The organism is Clostridium thermobutyricum DSM 4928 (genome assembly GCF_002050515.1).
Classification (GTDB): Bacteria; Bacillota; Clostridia; order Clostridiales; family Clostridiaceae; genus Clostridium; species Clostridium thermobutyricum.
Genome location: NZ_LTAY01000037.1, coordinates 178,565 through 194,626, shown reverse-complemented (window position 1 = coordinate 194,626; position 16,062 = coordinate 178,565). Strand labels below are relative to the sequence as shown.

Below are 16,062 nucleotides of genomic sequence, written 5' to 3'. Positions count from 1 at the left end.
AGTAGAGAGTTATTTTTTAAATAGTCGTAAAAATTTTTGAAAGAAGGTATTATTAATCATGGAAAATATGAAAGTATTTAACAAGAAAATTCATTGGGATGGATTAAATTTATCTTGTGTTATGGAAAGATATTTAGATACAAATAATTTAGCATTAGAATTATATGATGAAGATGGTGAATTTTATGAGTGTGTTACACTTGACTATAGAGAAAGCTTACCAAAGATTAATAATGCTATAATAAACAACAGAGAGCATTATGAGGGAATCTTAAATGTTTTAACAGCAGCAAGTTTAGTAAGAGTTGTTGGAAAAATAGATGTAAAAATGATAATGAGAGATTTAGTTGTAGTTAATAGTAGAGCGTTTATTGAAATTGATGAGGATACATTCCAAGAATTCGCTAAAAGTTCATACAATGACTTAAATGAGTTCTTAACAAAGGCTGATGAACCATCAGAAGTTGAAGAAATATAATGAGAATAATTTATAGTATAAAGAATAGTAAAAAGCGCTAAATGGTGTTTTTTACTATTTTTTATTATGAAAAAGAATATTTATATGATATAATCAATATATAAAAATTGTAAACAAATGAAATTTATTTTAAACGACTAAGGAGATTTTTAATGATTGGAAGAGAAAAAAATAAATATATAAAATTGAAATTTTGTATATTTTTGGTTTTAATAGGTTTAGCATTATTTGTTTTATTTGAAAATAGACATGCAATAATGAATATTAAAATTGAACAAGTACTTAATTTTATTGAGCAAAGAGGTACATTTTCAGCACTTATATATTTAGGAATATACGTTATTAAACCATTTTTCCTTATTATACCTACAAACATTATAGCAATAGCAGGAGGAATGATGTTTGGTCCTGTTAAAGGATTTATACTTACAATGATAGGATTTTTTATAACAGGAACAATAGCATTTTTTATTTCAAGACTACTAGGAAGAGATTTTGTTGAAGGACTGCTTGGAAAGAGAATGCTTAGACTAGATGAAAATTTAGAACATAATGGTTTTAAAATATTATTTTTACTAAGATTACCACCAATTTTACCATATGACCCATTAAGTTATGCTTGTGGATTTACAAAAGTATCTTATAGAAGTTTTATAATAGCTTCTCTATTAGGTGTAATGCCTGAAACTATATGTTACTCTATTCTTGGTAAAAATTTTGATAAGCCTTTTTCTCCAGAATTTATTATACCTATAATAATATTAATTATTGGTTTATTATTTTCAAAAAAAATAATGAATAAAAGAAAGAAAATAGATTAAATTTTATTAAAGATAATTTAAAATAAAATATTTTAAATTATCTTTTTTATTTTTCAATTTTAAATATTTTATTTATTTAAAATTGACATAATTTTGTTAATTTCAAAATCACATAAATAAGGTATAATAAAATTAAATAATTAAATAAATTTAATGTGAGATTATATAGAATAGTTAAGGAATTGGAGGTATACATATGAACAGAGAAAATATGATGATAAGAGAAATAAGAGAGCAACTTCTAAATGCATTATTATGGAGCGGAAATGAAGCGCAATTAAAAGAATTAGAACGTAAAGCAGTTGAAAATGATGTATTTGATGAAGATAATGGTGATGAAATAAAAAGAAAGCCAAAAGAAAGCTTAGGAGTTTATATAGAGAGATGTAATACATCACTTATGAAGAATTTTTCAAGAAAAAAATATGAGTTATTAAAAGCTCTTTATACTGAATACAATAATTTCGGAGATTCTACAATTGAAATGACAGAAACAGTTATTAAAAAGAATCCTGTAACAAAGAAAAAGGTAGCAATTGGAGTTGGAGTAACAGCAGCAGCTATAGGTATTGCTGGATTATTTAAAAAATTCAAAAATAAATAATAAAAAAAGCTAGCAAAATAAAATTTGCTAGCTTTTTAGTTAGAAAATAATTTTTTTATTTCATCCATTCTAGACATAGCTAGTTTATAACCATTATCGTAAGCTTCATGAAGTTTTTTAACATCTTTTTCAAAGCTTTCGATTTTTTCTTCTTCGCTAGGTCTAAGAATTATTGCTTTACCTTCTTGTTCAAGTTGTTCACAGAATTTTACTGTTTCATTGTATTTTTCATGTCTATTTAAAAATACAGGTGTAAGTTTTGGATATTTTCTCTTAAGAAGTTTTGCAGTTATTTTTACACCTCTACTTATTTCTTTTTTATAACTTTTAGGTCTAGTTAAAATTATTAAGTGCTTATCTGCTCCATCTTCTATTGCTTTTCTTATAGGAATAGGATCACAAAGTCCACCATCAAAATAAGGTGTTCCATTTATCATTATGCTAGGAAAAGCCATAGGAATAGCACATGTAGCTCTTAACATAGTACATTTTTTATCAAGTTCCATTCCATTTAAATATTCAGATTTTCCAGTTAAAGCATTAGTTACACCTACTAATACTTTTCCAGTGTATTTATTGAAAGTATCATAATCAAATGGATTAATTTCATTTGGTATAGTATCAAAAACAAAATCTAAACCAAATATACTTCTACAATTAAATAGATTTCTAAAACTTAAATAACGCTTATCATTTCTAAAGTTTTCTAATACCTCTAGATTTCTTCTTTTTTGTCTAGAAAGATATGAGAAAGCATTAGTAATTCCAGCAGAAACCCCAATGCAATAAGGTGCCATAATATCATTATCTAGAAGAGCATCCATAATTCCAGCACTAAATATAGGTCTAAATGTTCCGCCTTCTAATATTAAGCTTGTCATAATCATCTATCCTTTCATATTGAATTGTTATATAAAAAGTATATATTTAAATCTTTTATAAGACAATAGCATAGAATTTTAATTTAAAATAAATAATAAGAATGAGTTGAAATAAATAAAAAAAGAGCGTATATTATTATTTAATAATAATTATTAAATGAGGGGAGAAACAAATGATAAAAGAAATTAAAAAAGAGTTAAATGAAATGTTAATAGGACAAGAAGAATTAATTAATGAAGTTTGCAATTATTTTTATGATAAGATAGATAAAAAAGAAAAAAGTGTAATTTTCATTCAAGGTGAAAAAGATACTGGAAAGAAAGTTTTAGTCAAAAAGTTATTTGAATTATTACATAAAGAAGGAAAAACTAAATCATCAAAAATAGATACTATAGATTTAGGTTCATATAATTTTAAATTTGGATATAATGCATTTTTAACAGATTTATATAGAAGTTTAAATAGTGAGTCAGAAGGAATAATTTTTAAAAATTTGAAAAAAGGAAGTAAAGATATCTTAAATTTAATAAATAGCATATATCCTAATAGTTGTTTAAACTTAATGGATAATTACATAATGAAAAATGATATTTTAGTAAGAGCAGAAAATGATGAGAAATCAGATTTTAATCAAATTGTTTGTCACAGCAAATTTTTTATTTTTGTATCAGATGATAGAGAGTTAGATATAGAAAAATTATTTGGTAAAGATTATCTAAATAGAGTTGATAGAGTTTTTAAAAGTAAAAGTTTAACTCTTAAAGAAAGATACGAGATAATAAAAAGAATTCTTTCATCAAATATAGAAATGATAAAAGAAAACTATAAAATTGATTTATGGATAAATCTAAATGAAAATATAGAAGATGGAAAATATGATTTAAGTAAATTTATTTATGAAAGTTTTAGATCAGATGAAGAATTAGATATAAAAAAATATGTAAATTATACAGTATTAAAGCCAGTTAAAAATCTTATAGTTAGAGAAAGACTCGAAGAAGGAAGTAATCTAATAGTTTATAGAAAAGAAGATAGTATTTATTGCAGTGATGGAAGTGAAGAATATAATTTAAGTAACTATTCAGACACAACATTAGAAGAAGCTAAATATAAATTGAACTCTATAATAGGAGTTAAGGAATTAAAAGATTTCATTGAAAATGTTGAAAATAATGTAAAGGTACAAAAAATAAGAAAAAAATTAGGCTTAAAAGTAACTTCTCCTTCATTAAATATGATTTTTGCAGGTAATGCAGGAACAGGAAAGACAAATGCAGCAAGAGTAACATTTGAATATTTTAATGCATTAGGTCTTTTATCTAATGGAGTTTTTAGAGAAGTAAGTAAAAGTGATTTTGTTTCTGAAAATGTAAATGATGCTTCTAAAATAACTATGGACATTATAGATTCAGCTATGGGAGGAGTATTATTTATAGATGAAGCTTATTCTTTATGTGAAAGTGAAGATGATAAGTGGGGAAAAGAAATAGTAGATGCTTTATTAAAAGGAATAGAAGATAATAGAGAAAATCTTATTGTTATAATGGCTGGATATGAAAAAGATATGGAAAGATTCTTTTCTATAAATCAAGGATTAAAGTCAAGATTCCCAAATACAATTCATTTTTATGATTATACTCCAGAAGAAATGTATGATATTGCTATAAATATTGCAAAAGCAAAAGGTTATGAAATAAATCCAGAAATTAAAAATGAAATAATTGAATTATTTTATAAAAACCAAATATCAGGTAAAAATGATTTAGGTAATGCTAGATTTGTAAGAAACATAGTTGAAAATGCAATAATGGATGCTTCTAAAAAATATATTAGTGGAGAAGGAAAAGGCATAGATGTCCTTGATTTTGAAAACTTTAACTTTAAAGTAAAAACTAAATTTGATTTAGAAAAGAAACTTTCAGAAATTATAGGGCTTCATAGCGTTAAGAGACTTTTAAGAGATCAATATAAATTAATTATTGCACAAGAAAAAAGAAAATCAGTTGGAATTCATACTGAAATAGACCAAAACTTAAATATGGTATTTGCAGGTAATCCAGGAACAGGAAAAACTAGTATAGCTAGATTAGTAGCAGAAATGCTTAATAGTATTGGGCTTCTAAAAACTGGTCAATTAATAGAAACAGATAGAAGTAGCTTTGTAACTGGAGAAAAAGGAAGTACTGCAAAAAGAACAGAAGAAGTGTTTAAAAAAGCTATTGGAGGAGTATTATTTATTGATGAAGCTTATACTCTTGCAAATGATGAACTTGGAATAGAAGCCATAGAAACTTTATTAAAGCTTATAGAGGACTATGGAAACAGCGTAGTTGTTATTTTAGCAGGATATGAAAAGGAACTTGAAGATTTCTTTGATGTAAATATAGGATTGAAATCAAGATTCCCATTATGGACTAAGTTTGAAGATTATAATCCTGAAGAGCTTTTAGATATGGCCGTAAAAATAATAAATAATAAAGGCTTTAAGTTATCTAAAAATGGATATGTATGGCTTAAAAAGAGCTTTGAAAATATATATGAAGAATCAGATGCTCAATCAGGAAATGGGCGTATGGTTAGAAACTATGTAGAGAATTTAATTAGAATTCAAAGTATAAGAATTTCAGAAACTGACATAAGTACTTATGATATGAATTTAATAACTGCTAAAGATATAGAAAGTGTTGGAGATTATGCTAGAAATGTAATAGACTTTGATAAGTTAACTTTAAATATAATAGGAAGAGAAAAAGAAAAAAGAATATTTAAAAACATAGCAGAACTAATAAAACTTAGAGAGTTTAGAAGAAAAAAAGGTATATCTGTATCGGCTCCTAAAGACTTAAATATAATTCTTTCAGGAGATGAAGGTTCAGGAAAAAGTATTTTTGCTGAAACTATAAGTGAAGAATTATTTTCTTTAGGTTTAACAAAAACTAAAAATTTAGTAAGAATAAAAGGAATAGAGTTAAGTGAAAAATTAAAAAATAATTCTGTTGATAGTATTTTAGGAAAAAATATAGGAAAAACAGTTTATTTATATAATTTGGATAGCATAATAAAAGATAAAAATGGAGTTTATTATATAAATGAATTAATAGATTTTATGAATAAAAATAGTGGAAAGATAGTACTTATTTTAGGAGGAAAAGAGAAAGAGATAAAAGAGCTTCTATATAGAAATACAAAACTTGGTGGAATATTCTTAGAATATATAAGACTTAATGATTATTCAGAAAATGAAATAAAAAATATAGTTATAAATAAATTATCAATTAAAGGATTCTCATTTGATAAAGATGAAATAGAAGCTTTAGAAGATTCATTAAGAGAAATTTATAATAATAAAAAGATAAAAATAAAAAATGGGGTATTAGCAGAAAATTATATGGATATTATAACTAAATTACAAGGAATAAGAGTTGGGAAGGATAAGATAACTAATTACTTAAATTCTAAAATAGAGAAAATAGATATACTAGAAGCTAAAGAAGAATTTTTAAACAAATTTACAATTGAAAATTTAGATTATGAAGAAAAAGGTTATGATTTAGAGAATTTATTAAAATTAAAAGAATTATTAGATTTAAATTTAATAACTAAAGAAGAATTTGTTAATATGAAAAAAGACCTTTTTTAATAATTAAAAATAATAGTATAATATATTTATAAAAAATTAGTTGATTTTATGCGATATATTTAGAAATATGTATGGGAGGTAAAAGCATGGAGGGGTTAGAAAAAGAAATTATAGAGAAAAAAGAAGATATATTAAAAAATATAAGCAATAAAATAAATTTTTTAGAAAGTAAAATACAATATTTAATAGATGAAAATGCAGAATTAAAGAATAAATTAAGGGAAAACAGTTTGGAAAATAAAAAATTAGATTTAATTTTAGAGAAATTAGATAGCATTAAAGAATTAAAAAAAGAAAATTACAATAATATTATAAATAAACCATCAGAAGAGCTTTCTTTAGAAAAACAGAATTTAGATAGGAAAGAACCAAAAGAAATAGATAAAAGAGATATAAATGGATTATTAAAAGAAGGAGAATATTATTTAGATAGATATAATAATCATGAAGATCTTATTATATCTATGGATTATTTAGGAGAAGCTTCTGATTTAGGAAGTATAAAGGCAAGTTATATATTAGGAAATATATATTATGAAAATGAATTTTATAAAGATATAGATTTAGCAATTGAATATTATAAAAGAGCAAGTTTTGGAAGATATGAAGAAGCTATAGAAAAACTAATCCAAATATATGAAAATAAAGGTAATGAAGGAGAGTATATTTATTATCATTATCTAGGAGATATATTCTTTAATGGTGACTTTGTTGAAGAAAATAAAGAAAAATATATGGAATACTACATGATAGCAGCTGAAAAAGGTGTAGAAGAAAGTATAAATAAACTTATAAATATATATATTGATTTAGCTACTCAAAATGACCCAGAAGCTTCATTTATGCTTGGAGAAATATATAATATTGGGGAATGGGTAGAAAGAGATGAAGAGGAAGCTTTTGATTGGTATAATAAATCTGAAACTGATGGTAATGAAGAAGGAAGAGTTAAAGCTGGAGAATTAGCTCTTGAAATAGGAGACATTTTATATGAAGAAGAAGATATAAAATGTATTGAATGGTATAGTATTGCTTCAGAAAAAGAAAATAGAGAAGCACAGTATAAACTAGCTCAATTATTTGAAAAAGGCAACTTTGTTGGAAGAGATGAAGAAAGAGCATTAGAATTATATAAACGTGCTGCTGAAAATGGATATATAAAGGCTTTAACAAAAGTAAAAATAATTAAACCTATGAAAAGTTTATTTAACAAAGAAAGAGATTAGTATGGAAAGAAGTAGAAATTTTAAATTTTTACTTCTTTTTTTTATTAAAATTTATGAACAAAAATTGACAAAAGTCACGAATTTGATACAATTACATTTGTGAGAAAAAGAATAAAAACATAGGAGGATTAGATGGAGGACAGAAATTTAAAAAAAGAAATAAGTCTTTTTATGGCTACCATGCTTGTATGTGGTAATATGATAGGTTCAGGAGTATTTATGTTGCCAGCAACTCTTGCTAGTGTTTCAGGACCATTATCTACAATAATAGCTTGGATAATAACAGCAGGAGGTTCTATATTAATAGCCTTATCATTTGCAAACTTAGGTACTAGATATCCTGAAACAGGAGGAGCATACCAATATACTAAAACAGCATTTGGAGAATTTACTGGATTTCTAAGTGCATGGCTTTATTGGAATGGTTCTTGGATAGGAAATGCAGCAATAATTGTAACGCTAGCAAGTTATAGTGCAGCTGTTATTCCAGTTTTAAATAATCCTCTTGTATCAATAATATATACAAGTGCTATACTTTGGATTTTTACAATAATAAATATAGTTGGAGTTGAAAAAGCAGGAAAATTACAAAGTTTTGCAACAGTTTTTAAAATTTTATTTTTCCTTGTATTCATAGTTATAGCTTTTTTAAATTTTGATTCAGGAAATCTTTTACCATTAATACCAGAAGGAAAAGGATTTAGCACAATTCCACTAGCAGCTACTTCAACTTTATGGGCATTTGTTGGGATGGAAAGTGCAACAGTTACAGCAGGAGAAATAAAAAATCCTAAAAAGAATGTAAGAAAAAGTACAATATATGGAATACTTATTGCATCTGTAATTTATATATTAATAAGCTTAGCTTCTATGGGAGCAATGCCAAATAGTGAGTTAAGCCAAAGTCAAGCACCGCTTACAGATATTCTTTCAAAAATTTTAGGAAGTTCAGTAGGAAAGCCAATAACATTCGCAGTTGTTATTTGTATTTTAGGGACAACTATTGGATGGCTTCTTTCAACTGCACGTGTTGCTTATGCGGCAGGAGAAGATGGAGTATTTCCAAAGTTTTTTGGAAAATTACATCCTAAATACAAAACACCAGCAAATTCATTAATAATTGGATCTGTATTAGTTAATATACTTCTTATAATGAATTATCAGCAAAGTATGGTAGACGCATTTACTTTTATAACAATACTTGCAACACTTTCATTTTTACCTATATATCTTTTAACAGCAGCTGCTGAAATAATGCTTATGTTTAAAGTAGGAGAAGAATTTAATTTAAAAATATTTATAAAGAGAGCTATAGTTCCTCTTTTAGCTTTTGTATATTCCATTTGGACAATATATGGTTCAGGGGCAGAAACAGTAATGTGGGGATTCATACTTTTATTATTAGGAGTTCCATTTTATATTTATAATTATCATAAAAATAAAGTGTAGTTAAGAAGTCTATCCATTTAGGATAGACTTTTTTGTTTACGTAATAAAATTAATTAAAACTATTCTAATATAAAATAAGTTTGCATAATTATAGATAACATTAAATTTTTAGTTTTGGAGGAGAAAATGGGGAGAAAAAAATTATCTTTATGTATAATAAGCAAAAATGAAGAAAGTTTAATTAGGAATGCAATAGAGAGTGTAAGAGAAGTTGTAGATGAAATAATATTAATTGATACTGGTTCAAAAGATAAAACAATAGAAATAGCTAAAGAACTTGGAGCTAAAATTTATAATGAAGATTTTTATTATGATTTTTCAGATATAAGAAATAAAGGAATTGAAAAAGCTACAGGAGATTGGATATTATTTTTAGATTGTGATGAAAAAATACAAAATAAATATGATATTTATAAAGTGTTAGAAGAAGTTAAAGATGAAGTTTGTATATCAATGAGAGTTTGTAGTTATCTAGATTCCGTAAAAAGGAATGAAAATAATATAATAAGATTATTTAAAAAAGATGAAAGGATAAAATTTGAAGGAAGAATACATGAAAGTATAGAAAAATCTGTAATAGAAAATTTCGGAATAGATAAAATTAAATATACTGACTTAGAAATACAACATTATGGTAGTGATAAAAATATAGTTGACGTAAAAGAAAAACTTAGAAGAAATTTAAAAGTATTTTCTTTAATGGGAGATGAAGAAAAAGACTGTAAATACTATTTTGATATAGGAAATGAATATGGTAGAATGTTTGATTTTGAACTTGCCTTAGAAAATTATGATAAAGCATTTGAAATATATGATTCTAATAAGTTATTTAAAGCTAGTCTTATTTTGAATAAAGCTAAAGCTATGCATAAGCTAGGTTTATTTGATATGGAAATAGAATTTTTAGATAAAAGCATAAAAGAATATGAAGATTTTAAAGATCTATATTTTTTAAAATGTCTTTGTGAAGTTCAATTAGGTAATTTTAAAATTGCAAATGAAAGTTTAGAAAAATATATGGAATTAGAGAAAAATATAAAATATCCATCAAGTGAATTTGAACGAGTTATTGATATTAAAAGCTTTTATGACAATATAAAAGAAATATCAGCTGTTGTTAAATTTTAAAAAAATAAGTCTTAAGAATATTAAATTCTTAAGACTTTTTCAAATTAATACAAATTTATCATAAATTTTTAAAAAATATATTTTTAAATTCAATAAATTTGAAAAAAGTGGTATACTAATAATGAACAAAAGGTAAATAAAAGATGAATAAGAGGTAAACGTTATGGGGAAGAAAAAGATATTGGGAATACTTATTTCTATTGGTTTGATTGGTAGCTTTACATGGACTTATATAAATAGAGTAAATGAAAAGAATACAAGAGAAGTAGAAACTAATAGAGAGACAGCAGTATTAGTACAAAAAATTGGACAATCATCTTATGGGGATAAAATAAAATATTCAGGAAAACTTTCTTATGGAGAAGAACAAAAAGTAATGTCTATATTAGATTCAAAAGTAGTTTATGTAGGCGTTAAGGAAGGTGACTATGTAAAAAAAGGTGACATAATATTAAAATTTGATTCTTCGGATATAGATAAAAACTTAGAAAAAGTTAAATCTAATTATTCAGAAGCCTTAAATAAAGGAAAAGAAAGTTTAAAAAAATTAGATGGATTAAAGGATAATCTTAAAACTAATGAAGATGAATTAAAAAAATTAAAAGAATCTAAGGAAAAATTAGAATCTGAAATAAAAGAATTAGAAAATAGTTTAAATAATTTAGAAGAGAAAAAAGATGAAATTTCAATAGAAGAATATGAGAAGTTAAAAGAAGAAAAAAATAAAGAAAATATAAAAAAGAAATCTGAACTTTTAAAAGTTTCAGCAGAAATTAAAACAAAAGAAGTAGAAATATTAGCTCTTAAAAAATCTGTAGAAGGAATAGATAAAATAGATTTAGGAGCTTTAGAAGGTAATGGAAATAATAAAGTTTATGAGCAAATGGAAAAGCTAAAAGAAAGTTATACAATTAAAGCCGGAATAGATGGAAAAATAACTAATTTAAATGCTTTTTTAAATGAAAAAATAGAAAATAAAATGCTTCCAGCAGTTACTATTTCTAATGAAAATGTTTTAGAAATGAAGTTTGGAGTTGATGAAGAATATCTATCTAATTTTAAAGTTGGGGACAAGATAGAGGTTCAAATAGAAGGAGATAAAGGAAAGTATAAAGATATTGGAATTGTAAAAAAGATTGATAAAAAAAGTGATCTTAGAACAGGACAATATAATGTATATTTAGAGATAAAAAATAATGGTAATTATAAAATAAATGATTATGTAAGCTTCTTTTTACAGAATAATTCAAATGTATCAAATGATATGATAAGTAAAAACTGTATTATTAGAGAAGGAGATAAAACTTTTGTTTATGTAGTAAAAGATAATATAGTTAATAAAAAAGAAGTAAAAACTGGAGAAGAAGGAACTCATAAAATAAGAATAAAAGAAGGACTTTCCACAGATGATTTAGTTATAGAAAAAGGAAAAGAATATGTAAAAGAAGGACAAAAAGTAAATATTGTGGAGGGGGAAAAATAATGAAAATTTCTGAATTTAGCATTAAAAGACCAATCACAGTATTTATGGGAATAGTAGCATTACTTATATTTGGGATAGTTTCATATTCAAGATTAAATTTAGATATGTTACCTACTATGGATGTGCCTATAATACTCGTTAATACTCAATATATTGGAGCTGGACCAACTGATGTAGAAGGAGAAGTTACAAAGCCTTTAGAAAATGTAATAAGTACAGTATCAAATGTAGAAAATGTAAAATCAATATCAAGAGAAGGAATGTCAACAATAATAATTCAATTTGCAGATGGAACAGATATGAATTTTGCTTCTTTGGAATTAAGAGAAAAAGTTGATATGATAAAAGAAGCATTACCTAAAGAGATTATTCAGCCTATGATAATGCAAATGGATCCTTCTATGATGCCAATAATGAATTTAGGTGTAAGCTTTAAAGGAGATAGAAACGATAAAATAGGAAATTTTGCTGATGAAGTTTTGAAAAATTCTATTGAAAGTGTAGAAGGAGTAGCTTCAGTAGATATATCAGGAAATGTGAAAAAAGGAATAAAAATAGAAGTAGACAATGATAAGTTATCTTCAAACGGAATAAACATACAAAGCTTAATAGCAGCTATAAAAAGTGAAAATGTCAATATTCCTATAGGGAGTATTGTTGAAGGTGATTATGGTGTATTAGTAAGAACTTCTAATAGTATAAAAAATTTAGATGATATAAAAAATATAAGAATAAAAACAAATTCAGGAGAAGTAGTAAAACTATCAGACATAGCTAATATAAGTTATGAAGATAAAAAAGAAGAATCTTTTTCAAAAATAGATGGAAATGATGCATTAATATTAACTATACAAAAGGAAAGTACAGCAAATACAGTTGATGTATCTAGAAAAATAAATAAAAAATTAGAAGAATTAAAAGAAAAGAATAGTGATTTAGAAGTAATAAAAATTATTGACCAAGGTGAAATAATTGAGTACATGGTAAGTGCAGTAAAGAAAAATGCAGTTATAGGTGGTATCCTTGCAATAATAGTATTATTACTTTTCCTAAAGGATATAAGAACTACAATAATAATGGGAATATCAATTCCAATTTCTATAGTTTGGACTTTCGTTATGGTTTACTTTAGTGGATTGACACTAAATATGATATCTCTAGGAGGTATAGCACTAGGAATTGGAATGCTTGTTGATAACTCGATAGTAGTTATAGAGAGTATATATAGGTATAAGAAGCTAGGATATAATAATAGTGAAGCTGCTTTATATGGAACAAAAGAAGTTTCAAAGGCTATTATAGCTTCCACAATAACATCTATATGCGTATTTTTACCAATTGTATTTGTTCAAGGAATTGCAGCAGATATATTTAAAGAAATGGCGTTAACAGTTACATTCTCTTTAATATCCTCTTTAATAGTATCATTTACATTAGTGCCTGTATTAGCAAGTAAACTTCTTAAAAATGATTCTTTAAATAAAGAAAATAAAACAGTAGAAAAATTAAAAAAATTATATGAAAAAGCATTAATATACTCTTTAGATAAAAGAAAAAATATAATAGGATTAGTTATTTTATTTATAATATTAGGAGGGATAGCATTTTCAGGTGTTGGAATAGAATTTTTCCCAACATCAGATCAAGGGATAGTAAATGTAAAATTAGAAACTCCAAATGGAACTTTAAATAACATATTAAAAGAAGAATCCTTAAAATTAGCTAATGAAGTAAAAGAAGTAGATGGAGTAGCAAATGTTTCTTTAAAAGGAAAAGATAATACTGCAAATATGTCTATTTTATTAGATAAAAATAGAAAGAAAAGTGATAAAGAAATTGCAAGAGATATAAGAAAAGTAATATCTGATGTCCCAGGATTAAAAGTTGAAGTTAGCACAGGAGGAACTCAAATGTCACAGAGTTCACCAATTTCAATTAGTGTCAAAGGTGCTGATTTTAATGTATTAGAAGAAATATCAAATGAAGTTTTAAAAAGAATGGAAACTATAAGTGGAATAGAAAATATAAAATCAACTAATAGTGATAAAGCCGAAGAAATAAAAATTTCTATAGATAAAGAAAAGAGTGCTAAATATGGATTAAATGCTTTAACTATATCTCAAAGTATAAGTGGATACTTTAAAAATACAAGAGTTATGAATTTAAGAATAGATGACTCTAATTATGAAGTATATATATCACCAATTTCTAATAAAAATCCTGACTTAGAATCATTAAAAGAAGTAACAGTAACTTCAATTACAGGAAGTAAAATCCCACTTCTACAGATATGTAAAATAGAAAGAGGGGAAGGATTTTCAGAAATATATAGAACTGATGGATTAAGAGAAGTTACAATTAGTGCAGGATTAGATGGAAAACCACTTAATGAAGCTGTAAAGGAAATAAAAAATAGTTTAAATGATTATAATATTCCACAAGGATATGAAATAGTTTATGGTGGAGAAATAGAGCAGATGAAAGATGCATTTTCTCAAATGGCATTAGCTTTAATTTTAGCTGTATTATTAGTTTATATGGTAATGGCAGCTCAATTTGAGTCTTTAATAAATCCATTTATAATTATGTTCACAGTTCCTTTAGCATTTATAGGAGCCATATTTGTATTATTTTATACTGGAGTAACAATAAGTATTCCAGCTATGATTGGATTTGTAATGCTAACAGGGATAATAGTAAATAATGGGATAGTTTTAATAGATTTTATAAATAAAGAAAAAGAAAAGGGAATAGAAACTAGACAAGCTATTATAAACTCAGGAAAAACAAGATTACAACCAATATTAATGACTGCATTAACTACAATAATTGGATTACTTCCAATGGCTCTTGGAATAGGAGAGGGAAATGAAATTCAATTACCTCTTGCTATGACAGTTATAGGTGGACTTACAATAGGAACTTTACTAACTTTAATAGTAATTCCAGTTGTATATTCTATATTTGATCAAATAGCTAAAAAATTTAAAAGAAAAAAATAAAAAATAAAACTCTACAACAATAAAAGTTGTAGAGTTTTTTTATTGATTAATTTCTATTTAGTATTAGAAATATTTTGTTTTTTTAATAATTTTTTATGTTTTTTAGAATAATAATGCCTTGTTATAGTTGATACAAAAAGTATTCCAAGAGCTAAAGAACCAGCACTTGATAATGTATCAATAGCTAAATCTAAAGCCTTTAATGTATCTCCAGTTACGGCTGCGTGCATTGTATAATACATACCAGAACCAGGAACAAGTGGAATAAGAGCACAAATAACTAGAGTAGTTACTGGAGTTTTTAATTTCCTTGCTAAAATTTCTGAATATGTACTGAAACAAACAGCTGATATAAACATTGCAAAAGATGTAGAAGGATCAAATAAAAGACAAAATTTATATACAAACCAACTTAATCCTCCGGCAATTGAAGCAAAAAATAAATTTCTTCCTTTTATATTAAATACCACTCCAAATCCTATTGTAGAAATAAAAGCGAAAATACTTTGAACTATTACATTTTCCATCTAAATCCCTCCAAATATCCTAATCCAAAGGCTAAGAACCATACCTGTTCCAACAGCTATAGAAACAGCAACTAGTACAGCCTCAAAAGCTTTTGTAATTCCTGCTAAAAAATCACCAGCTATTGTATCCCTAATAGCATTTGTTATTGCAAGACCGGGAACTAATAGCATTATACTACCTATTATAGTTTTATCAATTTCATTTACAAAACCTAAGTTCATAGCTATTATAGCTAATAAAGCTGATACACCAGCACAAATTAAATTTATGAAAAAATCATTTATTTGAAGTTTATAAAATTTAATAGACAGTATTTTTATAAATCCTCCAATAAAAAATGTAACTGCAAAATCATTCCAATTTCCACCAAATAGCCAAGAAAAACAAGCAGCGGCTAAAGCTGAAAAGAAAATAGTTATTGGATCTGAATATCTTTTTTCCTCGCTAATTTTTTCTAATTCTTTCTCTATAAAATCAAAGTCTGGAGAATTACTTGTTATATATCTTGAAAGTGCATTAATTTCTTCGATTCTATGCAAATTTACTCCTCTAGAAGAAATCCTTGTAACTAATGAATATGTTTGATTATTTGCACAAATTGAAACCATTATTCCTGTTGGAGTAACAAAGCTTTCAGCAGAATCTATATCATATGAATTACATATACGGCATATAGTTTCTTCGACTCTATAAGTTTCAGCTCCACTTTGAAGCATTAATGTTCCAGCTCTAATAGAAAGTTTAAGCAATTTATTTATATCCATAATAATATACCTCCAAAATTCATACACTTTTAATATTACAACATATAAATACATTTT

The 16,062-nt window shown here is 25.3% G+C and carries 12 protein-coding genes; 9 read left to right on the top strand and 3 right to left on the bottom strand.

Annotation, left to right across the window (positions count from 1 at the left end):
• The first annotated feature begins 58 nt into the window (after positions 1-58).
• The 3 genes from CLTHE_RS07975 to CLTHE_RS07965 all read left to right on the top strand — a co-directional run bounded on the left by CLTHE_RS07975 (position 59) and on the right by CLTHE_RS07965 (position 1,903).
• Entirely contained in the window at positions 59-478 is a 420-nt protein-coding gene (locus CLTHE_RS07975) for a hypothetical protein (RefSeq protein WP_080022776.1), read from the top strand.
• A 152-nt stretch (positions 479-630) separates the two neighbouring features.
• A complete protein-coding gene (locus tag CLTHE_RS07970) occupies positions 631-1,299 on the top strand; it encodes a TVP38/TMEM64 family protein (protein WP_080022775.1) in 669 nt (222 codons plus the stop codon).
• A gap of 196 nt (positions 1,300-1,495) precedes the next feature.
• Entirely contained in the window at positions 1,496-1,903 is a 408-nt protein-coding gene (locus CLTHE_RS07965) for a hypothetical protein (RefSeq protein ID WP_002597614.1), read from the top strand.
• A gap of 35 nt (positions 1,904-1,938) precedes the next feature.
• On the opposite strand, the gene CLTHE_RS07960 is transcribed toward CLTHE_RS07965, so the two are convergent.
• Positions 1,939-2,784 (bottom strand): patatin-like phospholipase family protein, encoded by an 846-nt coding sequence (locus tag CLTHE_RS07960; RefSeq protein ID WP_080022774.1) that lies wholly within the window; start codon positions 2,782-2,784, stop codon positions 1,939-1,941.
• 173 nt (positions 2,785-2,957) lie between these two features.
• Between CLTHE_RS07960 and CLTHE_RS07955 the strand changes: the two genes are divergently transcribed.
• The 6 genes from CLTHE_RS07955 (at position 2,958) to CLTHE_RS07930 (ending at position 14,713) form a co-directional block, all read left to right on the top strand.
• A complete protein-coding gene (locus CLTHE_RS07955; protein ID WP_080022773.1) occupies positions 2,958-6,425 on the top strand; it encodes an AAA family ATPase in 3,468 nt (1,155 codons plus the stop codon).
• Between the two features lie 86 nt (positions 6,426-6,511).
• Positions 6,512-7,651 carry a tetratricopeptide repeat protein gene (locus tag CLTHE_RS07950; RefSeq protein ID WP_158082687.1) on the top strand — a complete coding sequence of 380 codons (1,140 nt, stop codon included), beginning with the start codon at positions 6,512-6,514 and terminating at the stop codon, positions 7,649-7,651.
• A 132-nt stretch (positions 7,652-7,783) separates the two neighbouring features.
• Positions 7,784-9,100 carry an APC family permease gene (locus CLTHE_RS07945; RefSeq protein WP_080022771.1) on the top strand — a complete coding sequence of 439 codons (1,317 nt, stop codon included), beginning with the start codon at positions 7,784-7,786 and terminating at the stop codon, positions 9,098-9,100.
• 126 nt (positions 9,101-9,226) lie between these two features.
• Positions 9,227-10,228 (top strand): glycosyltransferase, encoded by a 1,002-nt coding sequence (locus CLTHE_RS07940; RefSeq protein ID WP_080022770.1) that lies wholly within the window; start codon positions 9,227-9,229, stop codon positions 10,226-10,228.
• A gap of 163 nt (positions 10,229-10,391) precedes the next feature.
• Complete coding sequence (locus tag CLTHE_RS07935; protein ID WP_080022769.1) at positions 10,392-11,711, top strand: efflux RND transporter periplasmic adaptor subunit; 1,320 nt, start codon at positions 10,392-10,394, stop codon at positions 11,709-11,711.
• On the top strand, positions 11,711-14,713 hold the full coding sequence (locus tag CLTHE_RS07930) for an efflux RND transporter permease subunit (RefSeq protein WP_080022768.1): 3,003 nt from the start codon (positions 11,711-11,713) through the stop codon (positions 14,711-14,713). Before CLTHE_RS07935 ends, CLTHE_RS07930 begins: the two co-directional genes overlap by 1 nt.
• A gap of 53 nt (positions 14,714-14,766) precedes the next feature.
• On the opposite strand, the gene CLTHE_RS07925 is transcribed toward CLTHE_RS07930, so the two are convergent.
• Complete coding sequence (locus tag CLTHE_RS07925; protein WP_080022767.1) at positions 14,767-15,240, bottom strand: threonine/serine exporter family protein; 474 nt, start codon at positions 15,238-15,240, stop codon at positions 14,767-14,769.
• On the bottom strand, positions 15,241-16,005 hold the full coding sequence (locus CLTHE_RS07920) for a threonine/serine exporter family protein (protein ID WP_080022766.1): 765 nt from the start codon (positions 16,003-16,005) through the stop codon (positions 15,241-15,243).
• Positions 16,006-16,062: the final 57 nt, after the last annotated feature.

Coding starts and splice junctions, on each gene's coding strand:
- CLTHE_RS07955 (WP_080022773.1), top strand. CDS start 2,958: ATGATAAAAGAAATTAAAAAAGAGTTAAATGAAATGTTAATAGGACAA.
- CLTHE_RS07925 (WP_080022767.1), bottom strand. CDS start 15,240: ATGGAAAATGTAATAGTTCAAAGTATTTTCGCTTTTATTTCTACAATA.
- CLTHE_RS07975 (WP_080022776.1), top strand. CDS start 59: ATGGAAAATATGAAAGTATTTAACAAGAAAATTCATTGGGATGGATTA.
- CLTHE_RS07965 (WP_002597614.1), top strand. CDS start 1,496: ATGAACAGAGAAAATATGATGATAAGAGAAATAAGAGAGCAACTTCTA.
- CLTHE_RS07950 (WP_158082687.1), top strand. CDS start 6,512: ATGGAGGGGTTAGAAAAAGAAATTATAGAGAAAAAAGAAGATATATTA.
- CLTHE_RS07945 (WP_080022771.1), top strand. CDS start 7,784: ATGGAGGACAGAAATTTAAAAAAAGAAATAAGTCTTTTTATGGCTACC.
- CLTHE_RS07960 (WP_080022774.1), bottom strand. CDS start 2,784: ATGACAAGCTTAATATTAGAAGGCGGAACATTTAGACCTATATTTAGT.
- CLTHE_RS07935 (WP_080022769.1), top strand. CDS start 10,392: ATGGGGAAGAAAAAGATATTGGGAATACTTATTTCTATTGGTTTGATT.
- CLTHE_RS07970 (WP_080022775.1), top strand. CDS start 631: ATGATTGGAAGAGAAAAAAATAAATATATAAAATTGAAATTTTGTATA.
- CLTHE_RS07930 (WP_080022768.1), top strand. CDS start 11,711: ATGAAAATTTCTGAATTTAGCATTAAAAGACCAATCACAGTATTTATG.
- CLTHE_RS07920 (WP_080022766.1), bottom strand. CDS start 16,005: ATGGATATAAATAAATTGCTTAAACTTTCTATTAGAGCTGGAACATTA.
- CLTHE_RS07940 (WP_080022770.1), top strand. CDS start 9,227: ATGGGGAGAAAAAAATTATCTTTATGTATAATAAGCAAAAATGAAGAA.